Below are 24,970 nucleotides of genomic sequence, written 5' to 3' on the forward strand. Positions count from 1 at the left end.
AAAAGCAGGGGCCCGTCCACTAATTGAGAATATTCAATTCCCGGATCAGGTTCCCTGCTTTCCCGTATTTCTCAATCATAAACAATATATAGCGCACGTCCACCCCGATGGTACGCTGCATCTTCGGTTCATAAAGAATATCACTGCCCATAGCTTCCCAGTTTCCATCGAAAGCCAACCCCAGCAATTCACCCTTCGAATTGAACATCGCACTACCGCTATTGCCACCCGTAATGTCATTATTAGAGATGAAGCACACCTTCATTTCGCCCTTTTCATCGGCATATCTTCCGAAATTGCCCGAAGAGAGCAATGAAAGTACCTCCGGCTGTACTGCAAAATCAACATCATCCACATGAGCTTTCACTTTCTCCAGGACACCCTTTGTCGTTGTATAATAATCATATTCCGCTCCGTCAAAGGGGGTATAACCGCATACCGTTCCAAAGCTCAACCGCATGGTGGAATTGGCATCCGGATAAAAGTTACGAGACGTATACATCCGACGGATAACCCCGTTCAGCTGGCGTTCCCCACGGATGATCTCCGTAGTAGGCGCCTGCATCTGCATATTCATATCGAACAACATCGTCAGCATATCAATGCCCAACGAGATAGCCGGATCATCGAAAATCTGATAGGTAGTATCCCGTTCAAGAAAGCGCTTCAAACCACGGGGAGTAGTCAACTCAGAACTTGCATAAAGACTATCTACGAAAGCTTTCTCATCCCCATTATATTTCTGTGCGATAGTATGATAGATTTCCGGCAGGAAAGTGGTATCCACTTTTGAGCGATACTCCTTCAACAGTGCCGTAAATACTTCCTTGTCTATATCCAGATCCAAATTAGAGTATTGCTCAACGATATCCTTCAAGGCGGCAATAACTGTTTTCTGCTCCCCTTCAAAATCGAAGTTCAGAATCTTCAGTGCAAGCTGCACTAACTCCGGTCCATATAGGAAAGACTCGATAAAGTAAGCCTGCGCACGGTTTACCTCCCGGCGGTTCTTATAATTCAGTTCCAGGTCTGTAAACAGTTGAAGAAGTTTCTCACGTTCGTCCGGGTTCTGCTGTATCCATCGACGGATTTCCTGTTCCATTTCACGTTTCTTCTCCAGGATTCCCAGCTTACGGATGGCACGGTTGACACCGATACTGTTCTTCCAGTAATTGGAGCTTTCATCGTATTTGGAAGCATACTTAATGCGTATACTGTCCTTACTGTCCATTTCACGTTTCCAGATGGCTTGCTTCACACCACGGATGTCAATCTGCGCCTGATTGGAGTTATTCATCATTTCCTCGATACCGAATGAAGAAAGGTAACGTTCCGTACTACCCGGATAGCCTATCGTCATACAGAAAGAGCCTTCCTTATAGCCATCCAGTGAAATCGGCGCTACATATTCAGGGTGATACGGAACATTGTCGGGGGAGTAATCGGCAGGCCGGTTCTTGTGGTCTGCATAAATACGAAACACACAGAAATCCCCTGTATGCCGAGGCCATACCCAGTTATCCGTATCCCAACCGAACTTACCGACAGAGGAAGGAGGTGCAAACACCAGCCGCACATCGTTGAAATCGCGGTAAACGGAGAGCCAGAACTCATTGCCTCCATAATAAGCATCTACCACGCCAAGCAAAGTGGAGTCTTTCAGAGATACCTCACCACCTATTACCATCATCATAGAGTCTACCGCACTGGAACGTTCCATCTCGTTCATCGAAGGTTTAACGGCTCCCAGCACACGCTTGGTTACATCTTCCGTACGAAGCAGAAAACGAACATAAAGCTCCGGATTAGGTAATTCCTCTGCACGGCTACGGGCTACGAAACCATCTTTCAGGTAATCATGCTCCACCGACGAATGTTGCTGCACACTACTGAAGCCACAGTGATGATTGGTAAACACCAACCCGTCTTCCGACACTACCACACCGGAACAAAACCCTCCAAAGCTGACTACCGCATCTTTCAACGACGGCTTCTTCGGATTATATAGTTTATCGGCAGGCATTTGCAGGCCGAGTTCTTTCATGGTCTTACGGGTCTGTTTATTCAGGTTTCCCAGCATCCACATACCTTCGTCCGCCTGTCCCGTCAACGTGAAGAGGCTGCAAGCTACAATTAGGATACACTTTAGCTTCATTCTATACTTGGTATTAAATTATTATTTAGAATAACTCGTTATACTTAACTGATTATCATTCTGCAATCAGTCTTAGTTTTTTCGCTCCAGTACGTGCTTTCAGCCATTCGGTAATCTTCTGTTTCTCATGGACGTCGGGATGCTTGCCAAACTTCAGCACAGCAAGTGTAATGGTATCTGTCCGTACCGAATCAACCGTCAGTTCTATGGCATGAGAGATAGAAACAGTTTTCACTGATGGATAGAGAACTTTTAGCTCCGGAACGATCGTTTTGCCCAATTCATCGAAAGACTTGTATCTTGCCAGACTCTGTTCCAGCACTGTAATTTTCTTTGTTTGTTCCACCAGTCGTTCCTCACTGTTTTTATAGAAGTCTTCCATCACCATAGCTCGGATAGAAGAAATATCCACAGCTTCGTTATTCATTCCCTGAAGAACGATCAGCTTCGTTTCACCTAACTTATAGTCCTTCATCTTGTTACGGGCAATGGCAATAGAGGCTTCGGGAACTTCTTGTCCAATCAGCACCACACGTATTTCATTGTCCTTACTACCATGATAATGAATCTTCTTGTCTAGCACCTGTGTATTCTCAAAAGAAAGCTGTTCGGCAACAAACCGATTGGCGGCACTCTCATAGAAAGTACTCTGAATAATGCCTACCGTCAAGTAGACAGCCGGACACATAGTCAGCACAGCAATGAGTATTATGTATTGGCGTACTTTCTTCTCCCGCTTCTTGTCCACAAACTCTTTACGCTGGAAGTGCATCACACGCACACCGGCAAACGTGGCAAGACTGATGAATACCGAATTAATGAAGTAAAGATAGAATGCTCCGAGGAAATAAACCAGATTCCCCGTTGCCAACCCATAACCTGCCGTACAAAGTGGCGGCATCAAGGCCGTGGCAATGGCAACACCTGGAATCACATTTCCTTTCTCCTTGGTAGACAGGGCAACTACACCGGCAAGACCACCCATCAATGCGATGAATACGTCATAAATCGTAGGTGAAGTACGTGCCAGAAGCTCCGACTGCCCTTCGGCAACAGGGCTTACAAGAAAGAAGATGGTAGCCGTAGTTACACTGAACAGGGTCGTTATCAGGAAACTTTTCAGTGAACGTTTCATCAGTTCGAAGTCATTCAGACCGACAGACAGTCCCACACCCATGATAGGTCCCATCAGTGGGGAAATCAACATGGCACCGATGATTACGGCTGTGGAGTTGACATTCAGTCCCAATGATGCCATAAAGATGGCAAAGATCAAAATCCACAGATTGGCCCCTTTAAACTCCACTCCTTTGCGGATGGAGTCTACTGTTTCCAGCTCATTATCTTTGTCTTTCCTCAGATCAAGATACTCGCTCAGGAACTTTTTGACGGCAAAAACATTCCGGTTTTGGTTCTGTTCAGGTGTTTCCATAAGCATAATTATTTTCGAATGAAACGGTTTAGGATTGATATTTGGCTAAGCGGCAAATCACGCTTCACGACATAAGCGACAAACAGCAGCAGCAGAACTGTACGGTATGCCATACGCAAGTAGATATTGTCTATCGGTACATATTCGGCGGCCACATAAAGCACAGCCGCCAGAAGCACATACATACCTATCGCCTTCAGGTCGTATTGTATCGGATATTTCTTCTGGCCCACAAAGTAAGAAAGCAGCATAGCAACGCCATATCCGGTAAATCCCGCCCAGGCACAAGCGATGTAACCATACTTCGGGATCAAGAAGACGTTCATCAATATCAGGATAGTGCAACCTGTCAACGAGAAGTAGGCCCCCCAACGTGTCTCATCAATCAATTTGTACCAAAAGGACAGGTTGAAGTAAATGCCCATAAAGATTTCAGCTGCCATGACAATAGGCACCACCCGTAATCCATCCCAGTAATCACGTCCGATGACATGGCGCAGGATGTCCAGATAGAACATTACAGCCAGAAAGGCAAGCAAAGTAAAGATAATGAAAAATTTCATAGCCTGGGCATACATCTCACGACTATCTTTCTCCTTGCTCTTACCGAACACGAAAGGTTCATAAGCGAAGCGGAATGCCTGGGTAAACATAGCCATAATCATGGCAATCTTACTGGCAGCTCCGTAAATGCCAAGTTGTACGGTAGCCTCAGCCTCGTCGGGATAGACGAAAGGAAAAATAATCTTATCAGCCACCTGATTCAAGATGCCTGCCACACCCAATATCACCAATGGCAGGGAGTAACGAAGCATCCGCTTCAATAGCTCTCTATCCAGCACATAGGTAAATCCTCTCAGTTCCGGTATCATACACAACATGACAACAGAGGTACATATCAGATTGAAGAGGAAAGCATAACCTACGTCATTCCCTTTCAATATGACATAATAGAAAAGATTGAGTGCAATATTGAGGAAGATAAACAGCAACTTCAGTGCAGCAAACTTGATAGGGCGTTTTTTATAGCGCAGATAAGCGAACGGAATACTCTGAATGGCATCCATTGCTACCACAATCATCATCATACCTACATACCAGGGATGTTCTCCGTATTCCAACCATCCGGCAATAGGTTCCAGAAATAACAATCCCAAAGCAACGAATACCAATGAGCCGATACTTACGCTCAACAAGGTGGTAGAGTATACCCGCATCGGGTCATCCTGCCCTTTATTGGCAAAACGGAAAAACCCCGTCTCCATGCCGCACGTCAGCAATACCAGTATCAATGCCACCCAGGCGTATATATTCGTAACCACACCATAGCCACCCGACGATGCAGGCAAAGCTATCGTGTAAACGGGCACCAGCAGATAATTGAGGAAACGCCCTACAATACTACTCACCCCATAAATAGCAGTTTCTTTTGCTAAACTTTTTAATCCCGCCATGTTTTCTTTAATTAATGAACAAAACTATCTTTATTCTCAGTCCGGGAAGAGAATAAAGATAGTATCTGTTCTTAGTCGTTAAATAAGGTACGCTGACTATTGTAAAGGCTACGTCCTAAATGTTTATAAGCCAATTCTGTCACTTCACGTCCACGCGGAGTACGTTTCAAGAAACCCTCTTTGATCAGGAAAGGCTCATACACCTCTTCTATAGTTCCGGCATCTTCACCCAATGCCGTAGCAATAGTAGTAAGCCCTACCGGACCGCCCTTAAACTTATCGATAATGGTACAGAGTATCTTATTATCGATTTCATCGAGTCCGTACTTGTCTATATTCAATGCTTCAAGAGCGAAGTTGGCAATCTCCGTATCAATGCTCCCCGAACCTTTCACCTGTGCAAAATCTCGCACACGACGCAACAATGCATTTGCAATACGCGGCGTTCCACGGCTACGGGAAGCGATCTCAGACGCTGCCCTTGTAGAGCAAGGTACATTCAATATCCCTGCCGAACGACGAATAATACCGCTCAATACATCATCATCGTAATACTCCAGATGCAGATTAATACCAAAACGTGCACGTAAAGGCGCGGTCAGCAAGCCGCTACGGGTAGTAGCTCCCACCATCGTAAACGGATTCAGATCAATCTGGATGCTCCGTGCAGACGGGCCTTTATCTATCATGATGTCAATGCGGTAATCCTCCATTGCAGAGTACAGATACTCTTCCACCACTGGAGAAAGCCGGTGAATTTCATCGATAAACAGCACATCATTCGGTTCCAGACTGGTAAGCACTCCCGCCAAATCACCCGGTTTATCAAGCACCGGACCGGAAGTAACCTTAAAACCAACTCCCAGTTCATTCGCAATAATATTGGAAAGTGTCGTTTTTCCCAATCCCGGAGGTCCATGCAGCAATACATGATCCAACGCCTCGCCACGCAGGCGGGCTGCCTTAACGAAGATACGCAGATTATCCACCACCTTATCTTGTCCGCTGAAATCTTCAAAGGACAACGGACGAAGCGCGTTTTCAAAATCGCGTTCCCGACTGGTCAACTGATTATCGCGTATGTCAAAATCTTCTCGTTCCATTCTATATTTAGTTCTTTTCTTATCTTTTTAGAAAAAGAATAGAAAACAAAATCAAGGCTTATAATCAACTACTTATCCCTTTTCTTTTTCTATTTCTTTTTTATTTCTTTTTTTTTACCACTTATTTCAATGCATAACGTCTATCAGTACGAGCCCCTTCTGTTATCAATTCCACATCCACCATCGAATAAACCATCTTCCTCAACTCTTGTAAATCGACTTCCGGCAACCGACCCGCAATCTCCGAAATCTTACTTTTAGGATGCACTCTCAAGTCTTCCATAATTAGAGTTTTCAGCACATAAGGTTCTACTGTTTTCAGAGTTGTCTTCAAATTTACCTTTGCGTTCTTTATCAACTGGGGATTCACAAAAAACTGGGTACCTTTCTTTGCACCATTCCTTCCGATAATATTATCTTTCAACAACTTATCCGTATAGCTGCGCAAACGGTCTTCTTCTTGAAGCTGAAGTTACGAATATCATTCGCCAACTGCCGCAAAGCATCCAAAGCAACCCCATCAAGCTGGTATTTGGTCCTCACCAATTCCCACTGATAAGCGCCCTTCTCTTCGCCCAAACGCTGCAAGTCCTCGCTACGCACCGGTTCACATTTATCGGCCACCCGAATGTAAATACGTCCGTCCAAGGTAGTAGCTACAGAATGCATAGAAGGTGAAACAGAAACAATAAAGTATTGGCTGCCGGTGTCATCAGTACATATTTCAGAAGCTACAAGGCCGACGTTGAAACAGAGACTACGCAATTTAGTCACTGCCTCATTCACTTCGTCGGGCGTGACATGCTGTCCCGGCAAAGGGGCTTTCTTCTTGTCATCGTAGCCTATAAAGATTCTTCCGCCTTGTGCATTTGCCAAAGCAACACAGGTCACGGACAAGTCTTTGAATCCTTTATCTCCTGTTCTAATTTTCAGAAGACTCTTATATTCGGTTGTCTGCTTCTCGCAATCCATGTCTCCATATTTTGGTTCTATTGAGCAAAGATAGTACAAACTGATGAACCCTATCTATTTTTCACTTAATTTCTTTCCTCCCTTCATCATTCCATCCTTCTCCGCTTGCTCATGTTGAAAAGAAACTCTGCCTTTGCGGCTCACATGCAATCATATATCATGATAAAGACTGCACAAGGAATATTTCCCCATGCAGTCTTTATCCCCAATGAGGCTTAGTTTTTTTACTTAAGATTCTTGTAATTCCTGATGTACAATGACTTCATACCACAACTTTTTGTTTTCTGCAAAATAACTAATTTATTTTGAGATAATCCCTATAAGTTAACTCTTTTCACAAACACTTCTGTCCTTACATCCCGCCTCCAATATCATTTAATCCATAACAATAAAGGTGTACTGAAAGTAACTAACCTGTAACTTCCAGCACACCTTTATTCTATAAAGACAGCAAAAAACTTCGCTTATAACATCACTATTGCACCACCCTTACAAATTGAGCCGAAGCCTTAAATGAAGGAAAAATAGACATAGAGACCTGCACTACGGCACTACATGGCTGACCGCCCTTCGTTGCCGGAATCCATCCTTTCAGCATATTCACCAGGCGCATCACTTCTTTATCAACACGCTCATTACAACGCCTTTTGTAATTTGCACCGGTAACTGTGCCATCGGACGTCACAATGAACTCAACAGTAGTAGTACCATATCCTGCCGTTTCAATCGCAATCTGAGGTTTACGCATATTCTCCTGCAAGAAAGTATACAGAGCCTTAGTCCCTCCCGGATATTTGGGTGCTGTCACTACACGCGCAGCACGTTCAGCAGCCATTTCTGCCTCTGCCGCTTCTACTGCCGCTATTGAATCCACTATACGTATCGAATCATAATAGGCCCTGTCAGCATCCTTCTGCTGAATATTGCCTATAGCCTTAGTTACCTTCTCTTCTTTGGGTATACTCAACATCTCATCGTGAATATAAAATCCTTGAAAACCCGCAGGAGTATATCCCGCAAAAGCGGAAACAATCTCAAAACTAAACTTCTGCCCTTCTTTCACCTTAGGAAAATAATACGCGCCTGCCACTGTCGTCTTATTACCTGTACTTATATAATAAAAATTGATGCTTCTACTTGCCGTAAAGTCGTGATTGGCTGTTCCCAGTACTCTGAATTTATAACCTCCGTTTCCCCGACCCGTACAAAGAACCCCCTGCACATCCCAATAATACTTCACCTCTTCCGACACAGCAAAAGGTACTTTCATTGGATAACTTTTAGGAGGCCACGAAAACTTCTGGGCAGAAGTAGCAACCACTAATAAACTCATTGTAAGTAAAACAAATAACTTTTTCATAATCATATATCTTTTGAGCAATAACAGTTTCCTATATCGTCCTTTTTCCCTAATAACGGAAAACCACTTACCTTATCCATACAACAAGAATAAATACAATTTTCACAAGGAACATTAGAATCAAGCATTCCCGGTATTACAAGTCTATAAAAACCGCCTCCAGAGCTAGAACCAACAATACCTCCTACTATGCAATCAATTTTATCCGTAAAAGTTAAGGTTCCCTCATTCACTAACCTATGTAAGAAACATCCTCCCACAGTTGCAGCCACTCCACCTATTACAGCATCTTGTAATTCACCGGATAAATTGATCTTCCTCGAATTGCGCATATCATACACTGTAATCCACTCTTTATCCTTACAACGCATCTGCCCGGCTACTCCCCCCACCGCAACAAGGGTAGATACTCCATGGTTACCAACCGCAATATCTGCATAATTATAAAAATGACAGGCATCTTTTATAGAAGATAAGGTTCCAACCACACCGCCGATAGTGCTGCCTGAATAACCACCGACTTTAGTACTCAAATTGACTACAACTTTTCCTCTGTTTTCCAATTTAGTATCTTGAGTAGTTTCTCCAAGACAAATCCCTCCTGCAAGCCCTCCAACAGTCACCAATCCTCTATTATCTTTAACTGTAATGTCTCCTTTATTAAGGATAGAATGATAAAAATTGGTACCACTGCCATCACTATTATATCCATTAAATCCAATAAGCCCTCCAAGTGAAACATTGCTGCCGCCAAGAACCTGGATATTTACATTACTTGTACAATTATCAATGGTACCTCCAAAGAAATGACCTGCTAAAGCGCCTATCATCAGAGAAAAAGATGATGATTCAGCATTATTTTGTACAGTGATATTCCCAGCTAATGTCAAATTCTTCACAGTAACGTTACCTAGAGCTTCAAACAGACCAAACTCAAGGGAAGTATACCCCGAATCCAAATCTTTTTCATTAATAGTATATACAACATCCTTAAAAGTGATAGTATGTCCGTTTCCATCGAATTCTTCAAAAGTGTTATCAAGCAGATATTTTATAGGACTCCATTTGCCCGTTATCTCAATATCATTCACTAATCTAAAACGAGCTCCTTTTATAGGAATCGATTTGCTATTAGACAACTTAATAGTTTTATCAAAATTCAATATATCACCAACCACCTCGTTTAAATAGCGTAACTCACCTGCTTTACTAATCTCAAATACCTGTTCCTTCTCATTAAAGTACAAAGTATCAACTTTCCCATCACATGATATGAGTAACAGACAGGCTGATAGCATTAATATTATTTGTTTCATAAGATATCTAAATATATAATCAACTCTGTTCTTCATATTTCCCATCATCATTTCTCTTATATTCTTTTCCATTTTCACCTTTAAGGAGACTTTTGTCTTTAAAGAAACTTACATCCTTCGCCTTTACATCACCACCAAAAGGACCGGCACCTTTGATTATCGCATCACAATCTTCCTCCTGAGAGTCATTGTTATTATCAGAAGATTCAGGCAAAGTATTACCCGAACTCTCACTTACCTTCCGAGGAGCTAATACGAATGCAATGATAGCACAGACAATCATGACAACTATTACCACTGCCATTGATGATATCAGCAATACTATCCCTGCCGCAAAGAATACCGGATATAGCAACAATATCGCAATCCGATAAATCCCTTTTACAGAAACAGCCAATATAATCATCTGCACAATAAATAATAGACCTACAGCCACTACCAATAATGCCATTATAAACCCAAATAGTCCGTCCTGGTACATTAATGAGGGGATAAAGCGTTCTGCAAGAATGTCAAACAGCATATTTCCTGTAAACATGTGAATTGCAAGAAGTATTACGGCAATCACAGCAGCAATGGTTGTGGGAGTTTTGCTAAAATAACCAAAGCCCTCATAAAGCCACAATAAAATACTGAACAAACCAAACAAGAAGCTTCCTGTTACCAGAATAACAGCTCCGTAAAGTTTCAGAACATTCATCAAACCCGGTTCTCCTAAATCCAGTTTTCCTTCGTTGCAGAATATATTGCAGACAAGAAACAATATTAAAACACTCATTGCCAACAATTCAATGGCAGGCAACCAAAAACGTATTGCTCCCTCAACATCCAGCACGTTCAGTAGAATCAAGGAAACCACCAGAAGGATGGCCAAAACAAAAATCCACATACCTACCTTCGCAAACAAAAAAGAATCGTTAGCAGAAAGTTCTTCCAAAACCGGTGCTCCATTTTTGTTGGGTAAAGGTGCTCCCCCGTCCATTATCAAGGTCCCGTCTTTCCAATTATAATCAAAATAGACTTGCATCGGATTACCCTCCGGATTATCGGGAAAAACAGCCATTACGGTTGCCCCCAAAGCATTGGAAGAAACCACCGAAGTAATCAGTTTGTGACTAATGTCCACGTCTGTGTCATAAACAATGTACCCGTAACAAGACTGACCGTTCAATGGATACTCATCCGGCGCCTTTATTTCCTGATACAAGCTAAGTTTCACATATTCGCTTGTGCCTTCATTGTCCATCATTTCCCATTCCCCGACAAACGGTCTAAGACCGGATACGTATTTGAAAACCTCATCTTTACCATAAGTAATCTCGTTTGTTTTCGGGTTAAAAGTAAGTGTATCTTCATAAAGCTGCAAATCGTGACTCCCTAATGACACCAGTCGATACTTATTATTGCCTATGTAGGAAACCGAATCTATATCATAACGATAGATGCGGGATATAGTGGAAAAATTCATAAAACCATAACTTTTCTTCCCGCTCGGCAGTTCTTCCATTTCCGTATCAAAAGTACGTTCCGAGAAATCCAACTCCATACAGTAAGTAAGGTTATCCACTCCATACTCCTGCCCCATCGGACTTGGATCCTTTCCCACAAACATCTCCCAACGACCTTTCAGTGAAGGTTTCTCTTTGCTACACCCCGATATTCCGAGTAATAGAAATACAACGATCCCTAATGAGAGTATCCACTTTCTCCGATTCAAACTTTGAATTGCATTCATCCCTTTTATCGTTTAATGATTAATGTACGCAGATCATTTCAAATTCACGCATTGCGCATCCGTATTTTCCCCTTTCTCACGATCTATTCACGCTTTATTGGAGCCTAAACATCAACGGCATAGTGTATTGAACCCTCACGGCTTTGCCTCCCTTCATACCGGGCTTCCAGCGAGGCATAACGCTGACTATCCGCAAAGCTTCCTGATCAAGAGCAGGACTAACACTACGAGTTACTTTAGCATCACAAATAGAACCGTCGCGTCCGACCACAAACTGCACAACAACCCTTCCCTGTGTCCCGGACTCCTGCTCCTCCTTCGGGTATTTCATATTACTACTCAGGAAACGCATCAAAGCCACTTGCCCACCGGGGAATGAGGGCATTTCCTCCGCATCATCACATATTTTATCAGAATCAACTTCTATCTGTACAGGGACATATTTTATTTCAACCGGTTTGTCCTCCACAATAGCAAGCGTTTCCGGTGGCGGTGGTACCGACGAATTATCAGAAGAGAAATTCCTAATCCCCAAGTCCTCTATGTTCTGTGGATAAACCTGACTAATGGCTTTTTGCTCCTGATAAGAGCATTTGGAAAAATCTTTCCCAAACTTTTCATTAGCCAATTCCCCGCGCAGCTCCTTATAGGCTGCACGAATAGCAGCCATCACTGCCTGATGATCAGCTTCGGTAGTCTTAGCGTCCCTGGACACGGTAACTTTATGATTGGAAGTAACCATTATTTCATCAAAGTAAGGGATACGCTTCTTCTGCTTCTCCGGCAGATTCTCATCATTATAAGGATTAGCGACAAATTCCTTCACCTTTTCTGTCAGTTGCCCGAGACTTCCTATATAATCATCCCCAGCCATTACCTGACCAGCCATATTAATCATTACCGTCAACACATTACGTTCATCTACTTGATTGGTTACCGCAGGCAACGTAGATGTTTCTTCTCTTTTCAAAGAAGCTTCTTCTTTAGGAATCCTCAACAATTCATCATGGATATAAAACCCGTTGAAGCCTGACGGAGTATACCCGGAGAAAGCGGAAACAATCTCAAAACTAAACTTCTGTCCTGCTTTCACCTTAGGAAAATAATACGCGCCTGCCACTGTCGTCTTATTACCTGTACTTACATAATAAAAATTAATGCTTCTACTTGCCGCAAAGTCGTAATTGGCTGTTCCCAATATCCTGAACTTATAGCCTCCGTTTCCACGGCCCGTACAAAGAACTCCCTGCACATCCCAATAATACTTCACCTCTTCCGACACAGTAAAAGGCACTTTCACTGGATAACTCTTAGGTGGCCACGAAAGCTTCTGGGCAGAAGCCGTAACTACCAGTAAACTCATTGTAAGTAAAACAAATAACTTTCTCATGATCCTATCTCTTTGGTACTTCTGTTACATAATAAGATTCCCGACTTTCATACAGTCTATCTTAATTAAGATTTTTCATCTCATCTTCTTCTACTATCGTAAGTTATTCCCCTCCTGATTCAAACTCAGCACATAAGTTCCCTGTTGATCTATATCTACTGAGAGGCTCCGGTTCGAAGAATCATACACCAGCGTTATCTTTTGCCGATTACCATGTTTCGCCTGTACTACCGCCTTCCTACCTTCCAACGAAAGAATAGAATCGATCTCATATTCATGCCAGTCATCATTCACCCACGAAGTTATCTTACCATAATCATCATCAATATCCCGATTATATAAACTCAAGGAACAATTTACCTCCGTCCCGTCCTCCTTTTCATATTTCCACTCACCTACAAATGGGTGGTCAGCATCAGTAGAAGGCAGTATTTTGTAGTTTGTATAATTAAGTTAAACATTAAATTTCCTCTTTCCATTACTCCAATCTCCTGAGAAAAAAGAGTCACCATTATACTCCCCGTCAAACAATTTAAACGTACCTGTTTTCTTGCCGTTAACAGTTTCATCAATGATATAATCCACACCTATCTGCTTTCCCGTCAGCTGTATCGGGTTATTGATATGCTTATAAGAATAACTGCCATAAAGCGAATCTCCAATTTGCGTCAATGCCATTTGTACTTCCTTACCAGCTACCTGTCCGCTTAAAGTCATTTCCTTAATAGCTGGAATATCAACAGGCCTATCCTCCCCTCTTCTTCCTATAATATAAACCAAAGCTATAACTACCACTAATATAACCAGCCCTATCATGTAATAAAAAGAAGTTTTCCGCCTAACCGGAACTTCCGTTTTTTGTTTCTCTTCACTAACAGGCACGACCACAGTAGCCGGAATCATTTCTGAAGGCAGCAAGATCTCTGTACCGCCTTCCGGTTCCCCATCTGTAGCAGTCACGGTTAGTACAGCTTCCTGTTGACCGCGGTTGGCACGACTTCTTAACTTCCGATTCCACTCCTTACGATAAGTATACAGCAACCAGAACTCGAAAACCAAAATTAGAATGGAAATTATTATAGAAATAACTATAGTCAATTTCTCGCTCGTACCGACGCCTGAAATTATCACAGCTATTACTGCATACAATGAATAGACAATGGCCGGACGAATTAAAGGCAAATAGACTCCCCAGAACAGTGTTTGCAAAGGATACCATTTATAATACCCACAGAAAGTGCCAAGGGTATAAACGAAAAAACCTATGCCAAGGCAAGGCAGAATAAGAGGACCGAAGCCCATCTGATATTTGACACTATAGAAAATCAGATCCACTGGTGCTTGACCTGCAACAGTGGATGCTGCCCAACATAATCCTATCCCCATTGCGAGAGCAAACAAACCATTATACAAATCTAACACAACCAGCACATAATGGTAAAAAAGCCTGGAAAAAACGAATTTCAACACCCCTATCACTAAAGTCAGCACAGGCAAGACATTCAAAATCAGCGAAACAGCATTATCGCTATGTTCCTCCAAAAAACCCGCCAATGTCTTTGTCTCAGCAACTTGTCTGTTCACCACCACCTCCACAAAAGGAGCACAAAAAATCATGGCGTAAAATAAAACTGATAAAATGATATCATAAATACCATTTTCCCTATGTTTTTCATTCGAATACATATCCATACCAATTAGTTATTACTCGCCTATATTTCCAACCAACCGCCCTTAATAGCCTTTATCAACATATCAGACGCATTCTTGGCTTCCAGCTTAAGCATGATCTGCTTACGGTGGAACTCCACTGTATTGACTGATATATACAGCGTTTCTGCTATCTCATTGCTCTTCAGACCTTCGGATATGCATTTCAGCACCTCCAGTTCGCGTTTGCTGAGAACCTGTGGCATTTCAGGAGGAAGCTTCTTCCGGGATTTCTGGAAGTGTGGACAGTAGTATTTACGACCTGCCAAAACCGATTGAATCGCCTCTTGCAGGTTCTCCGGATCAGACTGTTTAAGAATCACTGCATCTACATCCGCCTTTACCATCCGACGGACCACCCACACCTCACTATGCATCGTCTCAATAATAATACGCATGCTCGGATAGAGCAAACGTATCTGTTCTATCAGCTCAAAACCCGACATGTCCGGCAATTCTATGTCGACCATGCAAATACTGATATCGTGGGATTTAAGAAGTTCCAAAGCTTTCGCAGCACTGTCAGCCGCATATATCTCACCTATTTCCGGACAGACTTCAAGAATGTTACGGATGCCCGCCAATACAATAGGGTGATCATCTATAAGAAGAAGATGGTATTTCGATGTATCCGATGGAAGTTGCACCATATTTCTTTTATTTATATGCTTGTGGTCAGATATTAGTCCTCCCTGTTATCATGTTTACTATTTTGTGCAAAGGAAGGGTATTTTTAGTTTAAATCTACTATTGTTTTCCGTAGTTTTTCAACAGACAGCATGTAAATGCAATGGTATACTTTCCATACATGAAAGCTATTATGGAATAAATCTTTATTTAATAGGAGCCGTAACCGTAACGCACACACCGGTCTCATCAGCAGTCACATGGAGCGTACCATTCATACATCTGACCCTATCTTCCATCGTGCGCATCCCGATGCCCTTGGAAGAAGAGCGCTTCATTACTCCATTACTGAATATCTCCAACCGCACATGCGCCCCATCCATCAACAGTGAAATGGAGATCTGTGTGCCGGAAGAATATTTGAGAATATTATTCATGCTTTCCTGCACAATACGATACAATTCATAGGCCACATTGTAGGACACCAGACTCCAATCGGACGTAGAGGCATCGAATGAAAGATGCATGGATGAAGGAATATTCAGATGATCGATATAGTCTGTTATAATTTCATCAATAGTGGCATCAAAAAATACGGGAGGCATCAGCTCGTGCGAGATACTACGGATATTCGCACGGCTCCGTCCCAGTTTGTCCAGCAACTCACATTTATCCTCTTCTCTATTAAATCCCGATTTAAGTTCCATTTCCAGTCCCAGAAGTTCATTGCAAACCCCATCGTGCAGCTCGCGTGCCAGACGGGCACGTTCGCTCTCCATTCCGTCAATATATTTACGGCTGAGTTGTAACTTGCGTTTATACAAGAGGACGATCAAGAGGATAATCATAAAGCTGATAAAAGCTATAAACCAAATTGTGAGCCGAAGGCTGCGAAGTTCTTCCTGCTGTTGTAATTCTTTCAGACGCTTAATTTCAAGTTCTTTCTTCTGAGTATCATAGCGCACTTGCAGCTCGCTCATTTGCTTCTCCACCTCCTGCGCAGCCAGAGAATCACGCAATTCGAGAGCTTGCTCCATATATCTGTAGGCCTCATCGGGCTGTTGCAGGTTATGATAGCATTCGGCCATACGGCTGTACCACACGTAGGGGGCGGTAGGCGAATTCGTGCTTATCAGTCCCGTCAACTTTCGATAAAAATCCAAGCTTTCCCGATATTTCTTTTCCTTTAGTAAAAGCTGGGCTTTTGTCTCATAAATACCGATAGCTTCATGGCTCGTTTCCGGTAATTCATCCAGAAAGCGGTCACATACATTCAGATAGTAACGCACCGAATCATCTTGTGCAGTAGCCTGAAAAGCGGGTAACAGCGCTGACAATACTTTTAACCGAAAACGCGGTGATTGTTGCTGGGAAGCTATTCCATAGGCCTTGCGCAGATAATTGATCGCTTGATCGTATTCTCCTGTCTTTACCAACAAGGAACCGTAGATGTAATAAGCCTGCAACCAGTCCAAAGCATCTTCCTCTTTCAGTGCATACGTAATGGCTTCCTGTGCATGCTCCCTCGCGTTTTCCAGTTGTTTGAAAGAGATATACATCACGGCAATATTGGCATGCAAATTGGATACAGCACTATAATCCTTGCTTTTCATGGCTGCCTCAAGCCCCTTGCCGTAATAGTAAAGAGCAGAGTCCGGGAGGTTTATTCTGCGGTAGGCGACGCCCAGCGAACTGCAATTGGTCAGATAAGCCTCGCTATCACAGGATTTAGAGGTGGCATCCAAAGCTGTCAGATAGTGTGATGTTGCTTCCCGGATATCCCCCTCAATCATATAACAACTTGCCAAATCGGTAAGTAACCTTCCACGAATACTGTCAAGCGCTGTATTCCCTTCACAATATTTCAGTCCTTCCAGTAAATAAGGTCTTGCCGAATCGGTCTGAGCTATTCCATTGTAGGATTGCCCCAATGACAAACAGGTGATAGCTACCTTTTCATTTTCTCCACTCCCGCGATATAACTCTAAGGCTTTTGCCAGTTTATAGGTGCAACTGTCTATTTCTTCATTTTCATAATGTACACAAGCTTCCTCGTAAAGACTATCGGCTTCACTGTTCATTTGCATATCCAAGGTAGCGAGTTTCGTACACCCCGCCAGAACAAACATCAATAAAAGTAGTAATTTCATCTTCATCACAATTTACCATACACTATAAACTCCCATTCAACATGATGATGCCATATGGAATTTCATCTTCCAGTCAGCTGAAATTGTGACAAAGTTAAGAGTCTTCATTTAAAATGAAAATTATTCGGCATGTTTTTATCCGGTATTTTTACCACATATCATTTATTTTCAAACTTACTAATCACTATTTTAGATTTATCCTTTACCTGTTGGCAGAATTGATTTATTTCTGTGTAGAAATGAATTATTCACCACAGAGGACACAGAGAGCACAGAGGTTATAATTATCTATGAATTAGAAGCCTAAAAAACTCTGTTAACTCTGTGTCCTCTGTGGTGAAAAGATTCATAACCGTATAGAAAGGAGCAAGTAGGAGTTTCATATACGTTGTAACTTTCTGTATGACAACACACTTGATGTCCCACCATGATCAGTCGCAGTGGAACACTAGTTCAATCGTAATGAGAAGTACCTTCAGTCCTAATGGGAAACACCCTCAGTCGTAGTGGGAAATACCCTCAGTCCTAGTGGGAAGACGACACACAGATTGCTTATCTGGGCTTTTACAGCGGAAATGACGAAAGTGTAGCCAACAGCGTATGTCTACTGCTTACCGCTTCATAAATTCCCTCCGTTCTTCTTCCGGAAATTTCTCTATCGCATAGCGCAACATCGTACGTGGCATCACTTTACAATGCTTTTCAAGGAACTGCACCAGCAAGTCTTTGTTCCGTTTCCCCATTTCCCGCAACATCCATCCCGCGGCCTTCTGCATCAGGTCATGACGAGTGTAAAGGAGATACTCGGAGAGGGCTAAAATATCGATGAAATCGTCGTTTTTAATCAATGTATAAGTAGAGACCACTGCTATGCGCTGGTCCCAAAGCAATTCATTACTGACCAAGCGATAAAGAACATCACGGGGTTTATCCTTCAGATATTCGCCCACAATACCCGGAGCAGACAAGTCTACCAGATCCCAGTTATTGATACGGGCAGTCTGCGACAAATAGAAATCGAATATCTCTTTTTTGCCCTTTTCATCGCATTTCTTAAAGCGCTCCACCAGCATCAGTAAGGCACACAGGCGACACTCGTGCCATTCACTTTGCAACAATTCTGCCATTACCTCAAACGGCACATCCTTATGCCGCTTCGCTACCATACGGGTGTTGGGAACGACAATACCGAGAAACTTGTCACCTTCTCCGTATTGTCCTTTCCCAGTTTTAAAGAAATTGGGAAGATACTCCCGTTTCACCGCGTCAATGTACTGTTCCAGTTCCTGCTGTATTTCCTTTGTTTTCTGCATAATATGAACTTAATTGCATACAAAAATATCATTTCAATTTTTATTCTTCACATCGACACACAAAAGATAACACGGGTACCCTGAGTGTAGCCTTTATCAATCATCAGGTATCCACCCAGCCTTTCCGCAACGATACGGCAAATAGATAAACCGAGCCCTGCTCCCTGACTAAAATTATCCAACTTCACAAAGCGCTCAAAAACACGCTCCTGTTCCTCGACAGGAATACCGATCCCGGTATCTGTAACCGTAAAAATCAATTGATTCTCTTCTTTCTTAACCTCATAGGCTAATGTAACGGAACCCTCCTGAGTGAACTTCAATGCATTGCCCAGCAGGTTATCAAGTACCTGCACTATATAATTATAATTACTATTTATGATCAGTTCATCACAGGCCGGTTCAAAAATGAGCTTTACGCCCGGATCGAAGGATGCCCCCGCCGCATCTATCGAGGCCTGGCAACAAGCATTGACATCAACAGCATTATGCTTGATTTCAACCTCACTGTCGAGAATGGAGATATCAAGGATATCACCTACCAGCTTCAGCAACAGCTTGCTGTTACTCTCAATCAACGCAACATATTGCCCGATGTCTTCCTTTTCATCAAGCATATCAACCAATACCCCGGAGAACCCGACAATGGAGTTAAGCGGAGTACGGATTTCATGAGACATATTCTGAATGAACATTGTTTTCAGCCAATTACTCTGTTCAGCAAGCTCTTTGGCTTTGCGCAATTCCTCCTCGGCTTTAATTAATGTACGATTCTGCTCGTCCAGTTTATTTTTTGCTCGATACAACTTTGCATTGAGTTTTCTCTGTTGCCACAAGAAGATAACAACGATACATAAAATACCTATAACAGAGAATAAAATGATCCGGGTATTTTGTAGTCGTTTCTTCTGAGAAATCTTCTCCAGCCGTACCTTTTCAGCATTGAGTTGTTGCAAGTTCAGCATGGTAGCAAACTCGCTGGTAGTGATTTCTTCATTCCTTTCTTTCTCCTTATTCTGTTCCAACAAAAAATCGCGGTACAGCCCGGCAGCTTCTTCTTTACGGTTCATATCCCAAAGAATGTCCGCCTTTGTTTTTCTCAATGCCATCAGAGTCGTCAGATTGTTTTTCTTCTTCAGTTCAGTTTCCCGTTCATCCAATACACTAAGAGCCTTATTATAGTTGCCCACCCTCCAGTTATAATCAATCTCTACATCATACAAATAATGGATATGACGTTTCATTGAAGGTTCTTCCATATACATTCGTCTACATTCCTCTAACGCCTTGCGGGCAGCTACCGTATCTCCTTGCGCAAGATAGAGTGATACATAAACCAGCTTGGCCGTCACTTCATGATAAGTAGATTTAGAAGTTTTGAGTGCCTTTTTAAGCAGTTCGGGAGCTTTTTCCGCTTCGCCCAAATCAATGTATATCTTTGCGGCATCACTATACTGGCAGGATATATTATATCTTACTACATCGGCATTCTCAAAAATATCGATTTCTTTAAGCATAAATTCCTGAGACTTCCCCATCATACCTTTAGCCCCATATACGTTGGCCAATGCATAATAACACTCAGCAATACTTTCCTGACTCTTCTCACTCTTGGCTTCCTGCAACATCTTTTCGGCTTCAAAAAGAGCAATGTTATATTCTCCCTGTATGATATAATAGTTAACCAACCTGGCAGCCCACGCCCAGTAGTAAAGTTCTGCATTACCGACCCTTCTGGCGTATTGTTTTAAGCGATTTACTCCGGCTATGATGCTATCCGTGCGGTTCTCGCCCTGTCCGTAATAGTAATAGTCTACCTTGGCTCCCAAAGCTATCTTAGCCATCACCGTATCGTTGCACCTGATTGCCATATCGAACAATGTATCCGATGCTACCAGAACAATGGGATCAGTCGGATCATTGAAATACTGTTTATAGTAAGCACGCATGCTTTTAATATCGGTAGAGTCTACATTTTGGGGTGAAATAGTTCCTACAACCAAATGCAAAAGAACACAGACAAGAATCGTTTTTTTCAGCATAAGTTATTTGTCTGTTGTATGTTATATGATGATAAAGATATGTTTTATCTATGAAATAAAATATCCCCCTATCTCACAAGACAGACTAATTGATGATTTTTACCTTTTTATTGCATATAATAAGCATTATTTAGAACAATAACAGCAAATAAGCAAGCAAACGTTCATCTTCACAGTATCTATCAACAAGTAACATTAAAAAAAGACTCCGCTTATTATCAATAATTTACAATCGATAATAAGCAGAGTCGCCATACAACCGGACGCATTGACTATTTCTGCGTCACCCCTTTCCAGTCATCCGTACGGAAAGGTGAAGCCGGAAGGCCGGCACCATTATATAAGTTACAAACCGGATTGTTGGCCCATGCGTAGCGCACGGCAACGGGATACGGCACATCGGGAGAACTCACCACAATCTTATCACCCTGTATTTCTGCCTTCGCCCAGTGGAATTTATGATCACGACCAGCAATGGCAAAGCCTTGCAATGCTTTCCCGTCACTACTCTTTAAACCACCATCCGTATGATCAAAAGAAAGGATAATCTTATCCCCATCCACCTGATAGGAACGATAGACGGGACCGGAATAAGGTATTTGTTCTCCATACGTCTTGGCACGGGCCACCAATGCCAGGCGATGTCCAACGGTCTGTTTATCTTTCGGATGGATATCATTGGCATCGCCTTTATCAATAATCACAGCCATTCCGGTATTTGCTACCGACAATGTGCGCGCTTGCGCTTCGCGAAGTTCCGCCCAGTCAGAATCAACGGGGTTGGGAGATACCTGCATAAAGTTGGCTAACTGCACAAAATAGAAAGGAAAATCCTGCCCCCAGTCCTTACGCCAGTTCTCGATAATCAGCGGGAAAAGCTCACGATACTGATAGGCGCGGGAAGCATTGTTTTCTCCTTGGTACCAGATAGCACCACGGATACTGTAAGGCACCAGCGGATGGATCATAGCATTGTATAAAGATGTCGGCAAATTGGGGTCCTCGGACATATCCTTCGGAAACATACCCTCTTTCCGGGCATCGGCGGCTATCTGATATTTCCATTCACCGGCCAGGCTGATTTGTTCTCCATTGTCTGAACGGAGATAAAGCTCATCCGTCATGCCACAGCCACCTCCTGTATCTGTCACACGGACAGCCAGCGTAAGCAGTCCTGCCTTCACCAACTTACCCGGAACGGTGTAATTACGTTGAACAGAATAGCCATCTGTACGACCCACTTCCCGACCATTCCAATACGTTATATCATTATCATCAATGGCTCCTAAAACCAACTGCACCTTCTTACCTGCCCAAGATGCAGGAATATCGACGGTGCGGCGAAGCCAGATCAGTCCGTCAAAGTCACCAAGCCCTTGCTGATCCACCATTCCGGGGAAGTTCAGTTTGCCCCAGGCTTTATCATCCAGAGATGCCTCAGCCCGTACCGGTTTTCCGACAGCAAAGCCTTCATCAACGCGATTGTTCCAAGCTTCCAAAGCTTTCAAATAGTCCGCTTTCATCGCAGTTTTATCGGGCATTGCACGAATATCTTCCACCACTTTACTAAAATCCGGCATTTCCTGTAACACCTTCCCGCTTATCCAGGACTCTACATTGGTCCCACCCCAGGAAGTATGAATCAGCCCGACGGGTACATTCTGCTTTTCAGAGATTTCACGACCAAAGAAATAGGCGGTAGCCGAGAACTCAGGAACGGTCAGCGGTGAGCATACCTGCCAGCCATTATCACGGATTTTGATATCCGTCTCCGGCTGTGTACTGGTTACATGTTCCACATGCAATAAACGGATATTGGGATGATTAGCGGCAGCTATTTCCTTCTCATAATCCATAATCTTTCCCCATCCTTTCAGAGGCATTTCCATATTGGACTGTCCGGAACAGATCCATACCTCACCAATCATTACGTTCTTCAACACCAGTTTCTGACCATCGGTCAGTGTAAGCTCATACGGGCCACCCGCTTCAGGGGTACGAACGGAAAGTTTCCATTTACCCTCCTTATCAGACAGCGTTTCATACGTCTTCCCGTCCCAGGAAGTGGTTATTTTCACCGTTTTCATCGGTTTTGCCTCACCCCAGATAGGGGCATCCGCCTGTTGCTGCAACACCATGTTATCCGAAAACATCGGCGGCAACACCACCTTGGCCGAGATTGTACCGGATAACAACAGCAAAGCTGCAACTAACATACATTTGTTTTTCATATCAGTTAATTATTGGTTTAAACAGACGCATTGCAAACAGTTGCTTTAATCACATATCACCGTCGCAATATCGGAAAGCAAAGATAGCTAGAATTTCATATTCGAAATAGTGTTATTACCCTAATAAATGCAATAATCTTTCCATTTATCACGCTAAATAGAAAGATATTCCTACTTTTGCACGAAAATCAACGCGTTATTTTATGGTTTTAAATTACATTTGGGTAGCATTCTTCGTAATTGCTTTCATTGTGGCACTCATCAAGCTCCTGTTTATGGGCAACACAGAAATCTTTACGGAGCTTGTCAATTCAACATTCACTTCCTCGAAAACAGCCTTCGAAATATCACTGGGGCTGACGGGCATCCTTTCTCTATGGCTGGGTATCATGAAGATCGGTGAGCAAAGCGGTATGATTAACGCGCTGTCCCGCTGGCTGAGTCCGGTGTTCTGCCGTCTTTTCCCCGAAATACCCAAAGGACACCCTGCCATGGGTTCCATCTTTATGAATCTCTCCGCCAATATGCTGGGACTGGACAATGCAGCCACCCCAATGGGTTTGAAAGCTATGAAGGAACTGCAAGAACTGAATCCCCAAAAGGATACGGCAACCAATCCGATGGTCATGTTCCTGGTGCTCAATACTTCCGGATTGATCCTGATCCCTATCAGCATCATGATGTATCGTGCCCAGATGGGCGCTGCACAGCCTACCGACATATTCATCCCCATACTGATCACATCAGCCATCTCCACCCTTGTGGGAGTGATTGCCGTCAGCATTGCCCAACGTATCAACCTGATCAACAAGCCCATCCTTATCCTCATCGGTTGCATCAGCCTTTTCTTTGCAGGGCTGATTTACTTGTTTATGAGGCTTGGCCGGGAAGAAATCGGCACGTATTCCACACTGATTGCCAACGTTATCCTGTTCAGCATCATTCTTTTGTTCATAGTCTGGGGATTATGGAAGAAAATAAATGTATATGATGCCTTCGTAGAAGGTGCCAAAGAAGGTTTTACCACGGCCGTGCGCATCATTCCATATCTGGTAGCGTTTCTGGTAGGTATTGCCGTATTCCGCACTTCCGGCGCAATGGACATGCTGGTAAGCGGCATCGGTTACGTTGTGGGATTGTTCGGCGCAGACACCAGCTTTGTAGGCGCTTTGCCAACCGCACTGATGAAGTCGCTGAGTGGCAGCGGTGCCAACGGACTGATGATTGACACCATGAAGGAGTATGGCGCAGATTCTTTCGTAGGGCGAATGAGTTGTGTAGCCCGCGGTGCTTCGGATACCACCTTCTATATCCTGGCTGTCTACTTCGGAAGCGTAGGCATCACCAAAACGCGTAATGCCGTCACTTGCGGACTGATAGCGGACTTTGCAGGTATCATCGCCGCCATCATCATCAGCTATCTGTTTTTCTTTTAATTTTTAATTGTGAATTGATATGATTTCCTATCAGACAGACGGTGTAGAAATGCCCGCCATCAAAAAGAGCCAAACCACAGAATGGATCAAAGCCGTTGCCGCCACTTACGGGAAAAGAGTCGGTGAAATCGCTTATATTTTCTGTTCCGACGAGAAAATACTTGAGGTGAACCGCCAGTATCTGCAACATGATTACTACACGGATATCATCACTTTTGATTATTGCGAGGGCAATCGCCTCAGTGGAGATTTATTTATCAGCCTCGACACGGTACGTACCAATGCAGAACAGTTCGGCAGTGACTATGAAACGGAGCTACACCGGGTTATTATCCACGGTATTCTGCATCTTTGCGGCATTAATGATAAAGGACCAGGAGAACGGGAGATTATGGAAGCTGCAGAGAATAAAGCTCTGGCTATGCGATAAAGAAACGAAAGAAAGTAGCTGTTTAGAGCATCTATAGATGGGACGCGCAGGATATATAGATGGGACACGCAGGACATATAGACCGGATGTATAGGATATATAGATCGGATATGC

The 24,970-nt window shown here is 43.2% G+C and carries 18 protein-coding genes and 1 pseudogene; 2 read left to right on the top strand and 17 right to left on the bottom strand.

Annotated features, from left to right (window positions below; genetic code table 11):
• Positions 1-19 precede the first annotated feature (19 nt).
• From VYM24_RS04475 to VYM24_RS04555, 17 genes and pseudogenes are all read right to left on the bottom strand, one after another.
• Entirely contained in the window at positions 20-2,155 is a 2,136-nt protein-coding gene (locus VYM24_RS04475; protein ID WP_330941563.1) for a S46 family peptidase, read from the bottom strand.
• Positions 2,156-2,210: 55 nt separating this feature from the next.
• Positions 2,211-3,587 (bottom strand): TIGR00341 family protein, encoded by a 1,377-nt coding sequence (locus VYM24_RS04480; protein ID WP_330941564.1) that lies wholly within the window; start codon positions 3,585-3,587, stop codon positions 2,211-2,213.
• An 8-nt stretch (positions 3,588-3,595) separates the two neighbouring features.
• Positions 3,596-5,041, bottom strand: coding sequence for a lipopolysaccharide biosynthesis protein (locus VYM24_RS04485; protein WP_291553586.1), 1,446 nt, complete (start codon positions 5,039-5,041; stop codon positions 3,596-3,598).
• Between the two features lie 71 nt (positions 5,042-5,112).
• A complete protein-coding gene (ruvB, locus tag VYM24_RS04490; protein ID WP_291553588.1) occupies positions 5,113-6,144 on the bottom strand; it encodes a Holliday junction branch migration DNA helicase RuvB in 1,032 nt (343 codons plus the stop codon).
• Positions 6,145-6,265: 121 nt separating this feature from the next.
• Entirely contained in the window at positions 6,266-6,568 is a 303-nt protein-coding gene (locus VYM24_RS04495; RefSeq protein WP_330941565.1) for a hypothetical protein, read from the bottom strand.
• On the bottom strand, positions 6,565-7,116 hold the full coding sequence (locus VYM24_RS04500) for an AlbA family DNA-binding domain-containing protein (protein WP_330941566.1): 552 nt from the start codon (positions 7,114-7,116) through the stop codon (positions 6,565-6,567). Before VYM24_RS04500 ends, VYM24_RS04495 begins: the two co-directional genes overlap by 4 nt.
• A 475-nt stretch (positions 7,117-7,591) precedes the next feature.
• Positions 7,592-8,476 carry an energy transducer TonB gene (locus VYM24_RS04505; protein ID WP_330941567.1) on the bottom strand — a complete coding sequence of 295 codons (885 nt, stop codon included), beginning with the start codon at positions 8,474-8,476 and terminating at the stop codon, positions 7,592-7,594.
• A gap of 2 nt (positions 8,477-8,478) precedes the next feature.
• A complete protein-coding gene (locus VYM24_RS04510; protein WP_330941568.1) occupies positions 8,479-9,864 on the bottom strand; it encodes a hypothetical protein in 1,386 nt (461 codons plus the stop codon).
• Complete coding sequence (locus tag VYM24_RS04515; RefSeq protein WP_330941569.1) at positions 9,812-11,527, bottom strand: hypothetical protein; 1,716 nt, start codon at positions 11,525-11,527, stop codon at positions 9,812-9,814. The genes VYM24_RS04510 and VYM24_RS04515 overlap by 53 nt, the downstream gene beginning before the upstream one ends.
• 94 nt (positions 11,528-11,621) lie before the next feature.
• A pseudogene (locus VYM24_RS04520) lies at positions 11,622-12,029 on the bottom strand (energy transducer TonB); the annotation flags it as partial.
• 981 nt (positions 12,030-13,010) lie between these two features.
• Positions 13,011-13,265, bottom strand: a complete 255-nt coding sequence (locus tag VYM24_RS04525; protein ID WP_330941570.1) for a hypothetical protein — start codon at positions 13,263-13,265, stop codon at positions 13,011-13,013.
• A gap of 105 nt (positions 13,266-13,370) precedes the next feature.
• Entirely contained in the window at positions 13,371-14,609 is a 1,239-nt protein-coding gene (locus tag VYM24_RS04530; protein WP_330941571.1) for a hypothetical protein, read from the bottom strand.
• Positions 14,610-14,629: 20 nt separating this feature from the next.
• Positions 14,630-15,277 carry a response regulator transcription factor gene (locus VYM24_RS04535; RefSeq protein WP_330941572.1) on the bottom strand — a complete coding sequence of 216 codons (648 nt, stop codon included), beginning with the start codon at positions 15,275-15,277 and terminating at the stop codon, positions 14,630-14,632.
• Positions 15,278-15,460: 183 nt separating this feature from the next.
• Complete coding sequence (locus VYM24_RS04540) at positions 15,461-17,404, bottom strand: tetratricopeptide repeat-containing sensor histidine kinase (protein ID WP_330941573.1); 1,944 nt, start codon at positions 17,402-17,404, stop codon at positions 15,461-15,463.
• Between the two features lie 611 nt (positions 17,405-18,015).
• The gene (locus tag VYM24_RS04545) at positions 18,016-18,717 is read right to left on the bottom strand and encodes a DNA alkylation repair protein (RefSeq protein ID WP_330941574.1); all 702 of its coding nucleotides are present in this window, start codon (positions 18,715-18,717) and stop codon (positions 18,016-18,018) included.
• Between the two features lie 47 nt (positions 18,718-18,764).
• Complete coding sequence (locus VYM24_RS04550) at positions 18,765-20,759, bottom strand: tetratricopeptide repeat-containing sensor histidine kinase (RefSeq protein WP_330941575.1); 1,995 nt, start codon at positions 20,757-20,759, stop codon at positions 18,765-18,767.
• A gap of 272 nt (positions 20,760-21,031) precedes the next feature.
• Positions 21,032-22,990 (bottom strand): sialate O-acetylesterase, encoded by a 1,959-nt coding sequence (locus tag VYM24_RS04555; protein WP_330941576.1) that lies wholly within the window; start codon positions 22,988-22,990, stop codon positions 21,032-21,034.
• Positions 22,991-23,193: 203 nt separating this feature from the next.
• Between VYM24_RS04555 and VYM24_RS04560 the strand changes: the two genes are divergently transcribed.
• Together VYM24_RS04560 and ybeY are read left to right on the top strand one after the other, a co-directional pair.
• The gene (locus VYM24_RS04560) at positions 23,194-24,426 is read left to right on the top strand and encodes a nucleoside recognition domain-containing protein (protein WP_330941577.1); all 1,233 of its coding nucleotides are present in this window, start codon (positions 23,194-23,196) and stop codon (positions 24,424-24,426) included.
• Positions 24,427-24,445: 19 nt separating this feature from the next.
• The gene (gene ybeY, locus VYM24_RS04565; RefSeq protein ID WP_007216662.1) at positions 24,446-24,856 is read left to right on the top strand and encodes an rRNA maturation RNase YbeY; all 411 of its coding nucleotides are present in this window, start codon (positions 24,446-24,448) and stop codon (positions 24,854-24,856) included.
• Positions 24,857-24,970: the final 114 nt, after the last annotated feature.

The sequence above is a fragment of the Bacteroides sp. MSB163 genome (genome assembly GCF_036416795.1).
Lineage (GTDB): Bacteria > Bacteroidota > Bacteroidia > Bacteroidales > Bacteroidaceae > Bacteroides > Bacteroides maternus.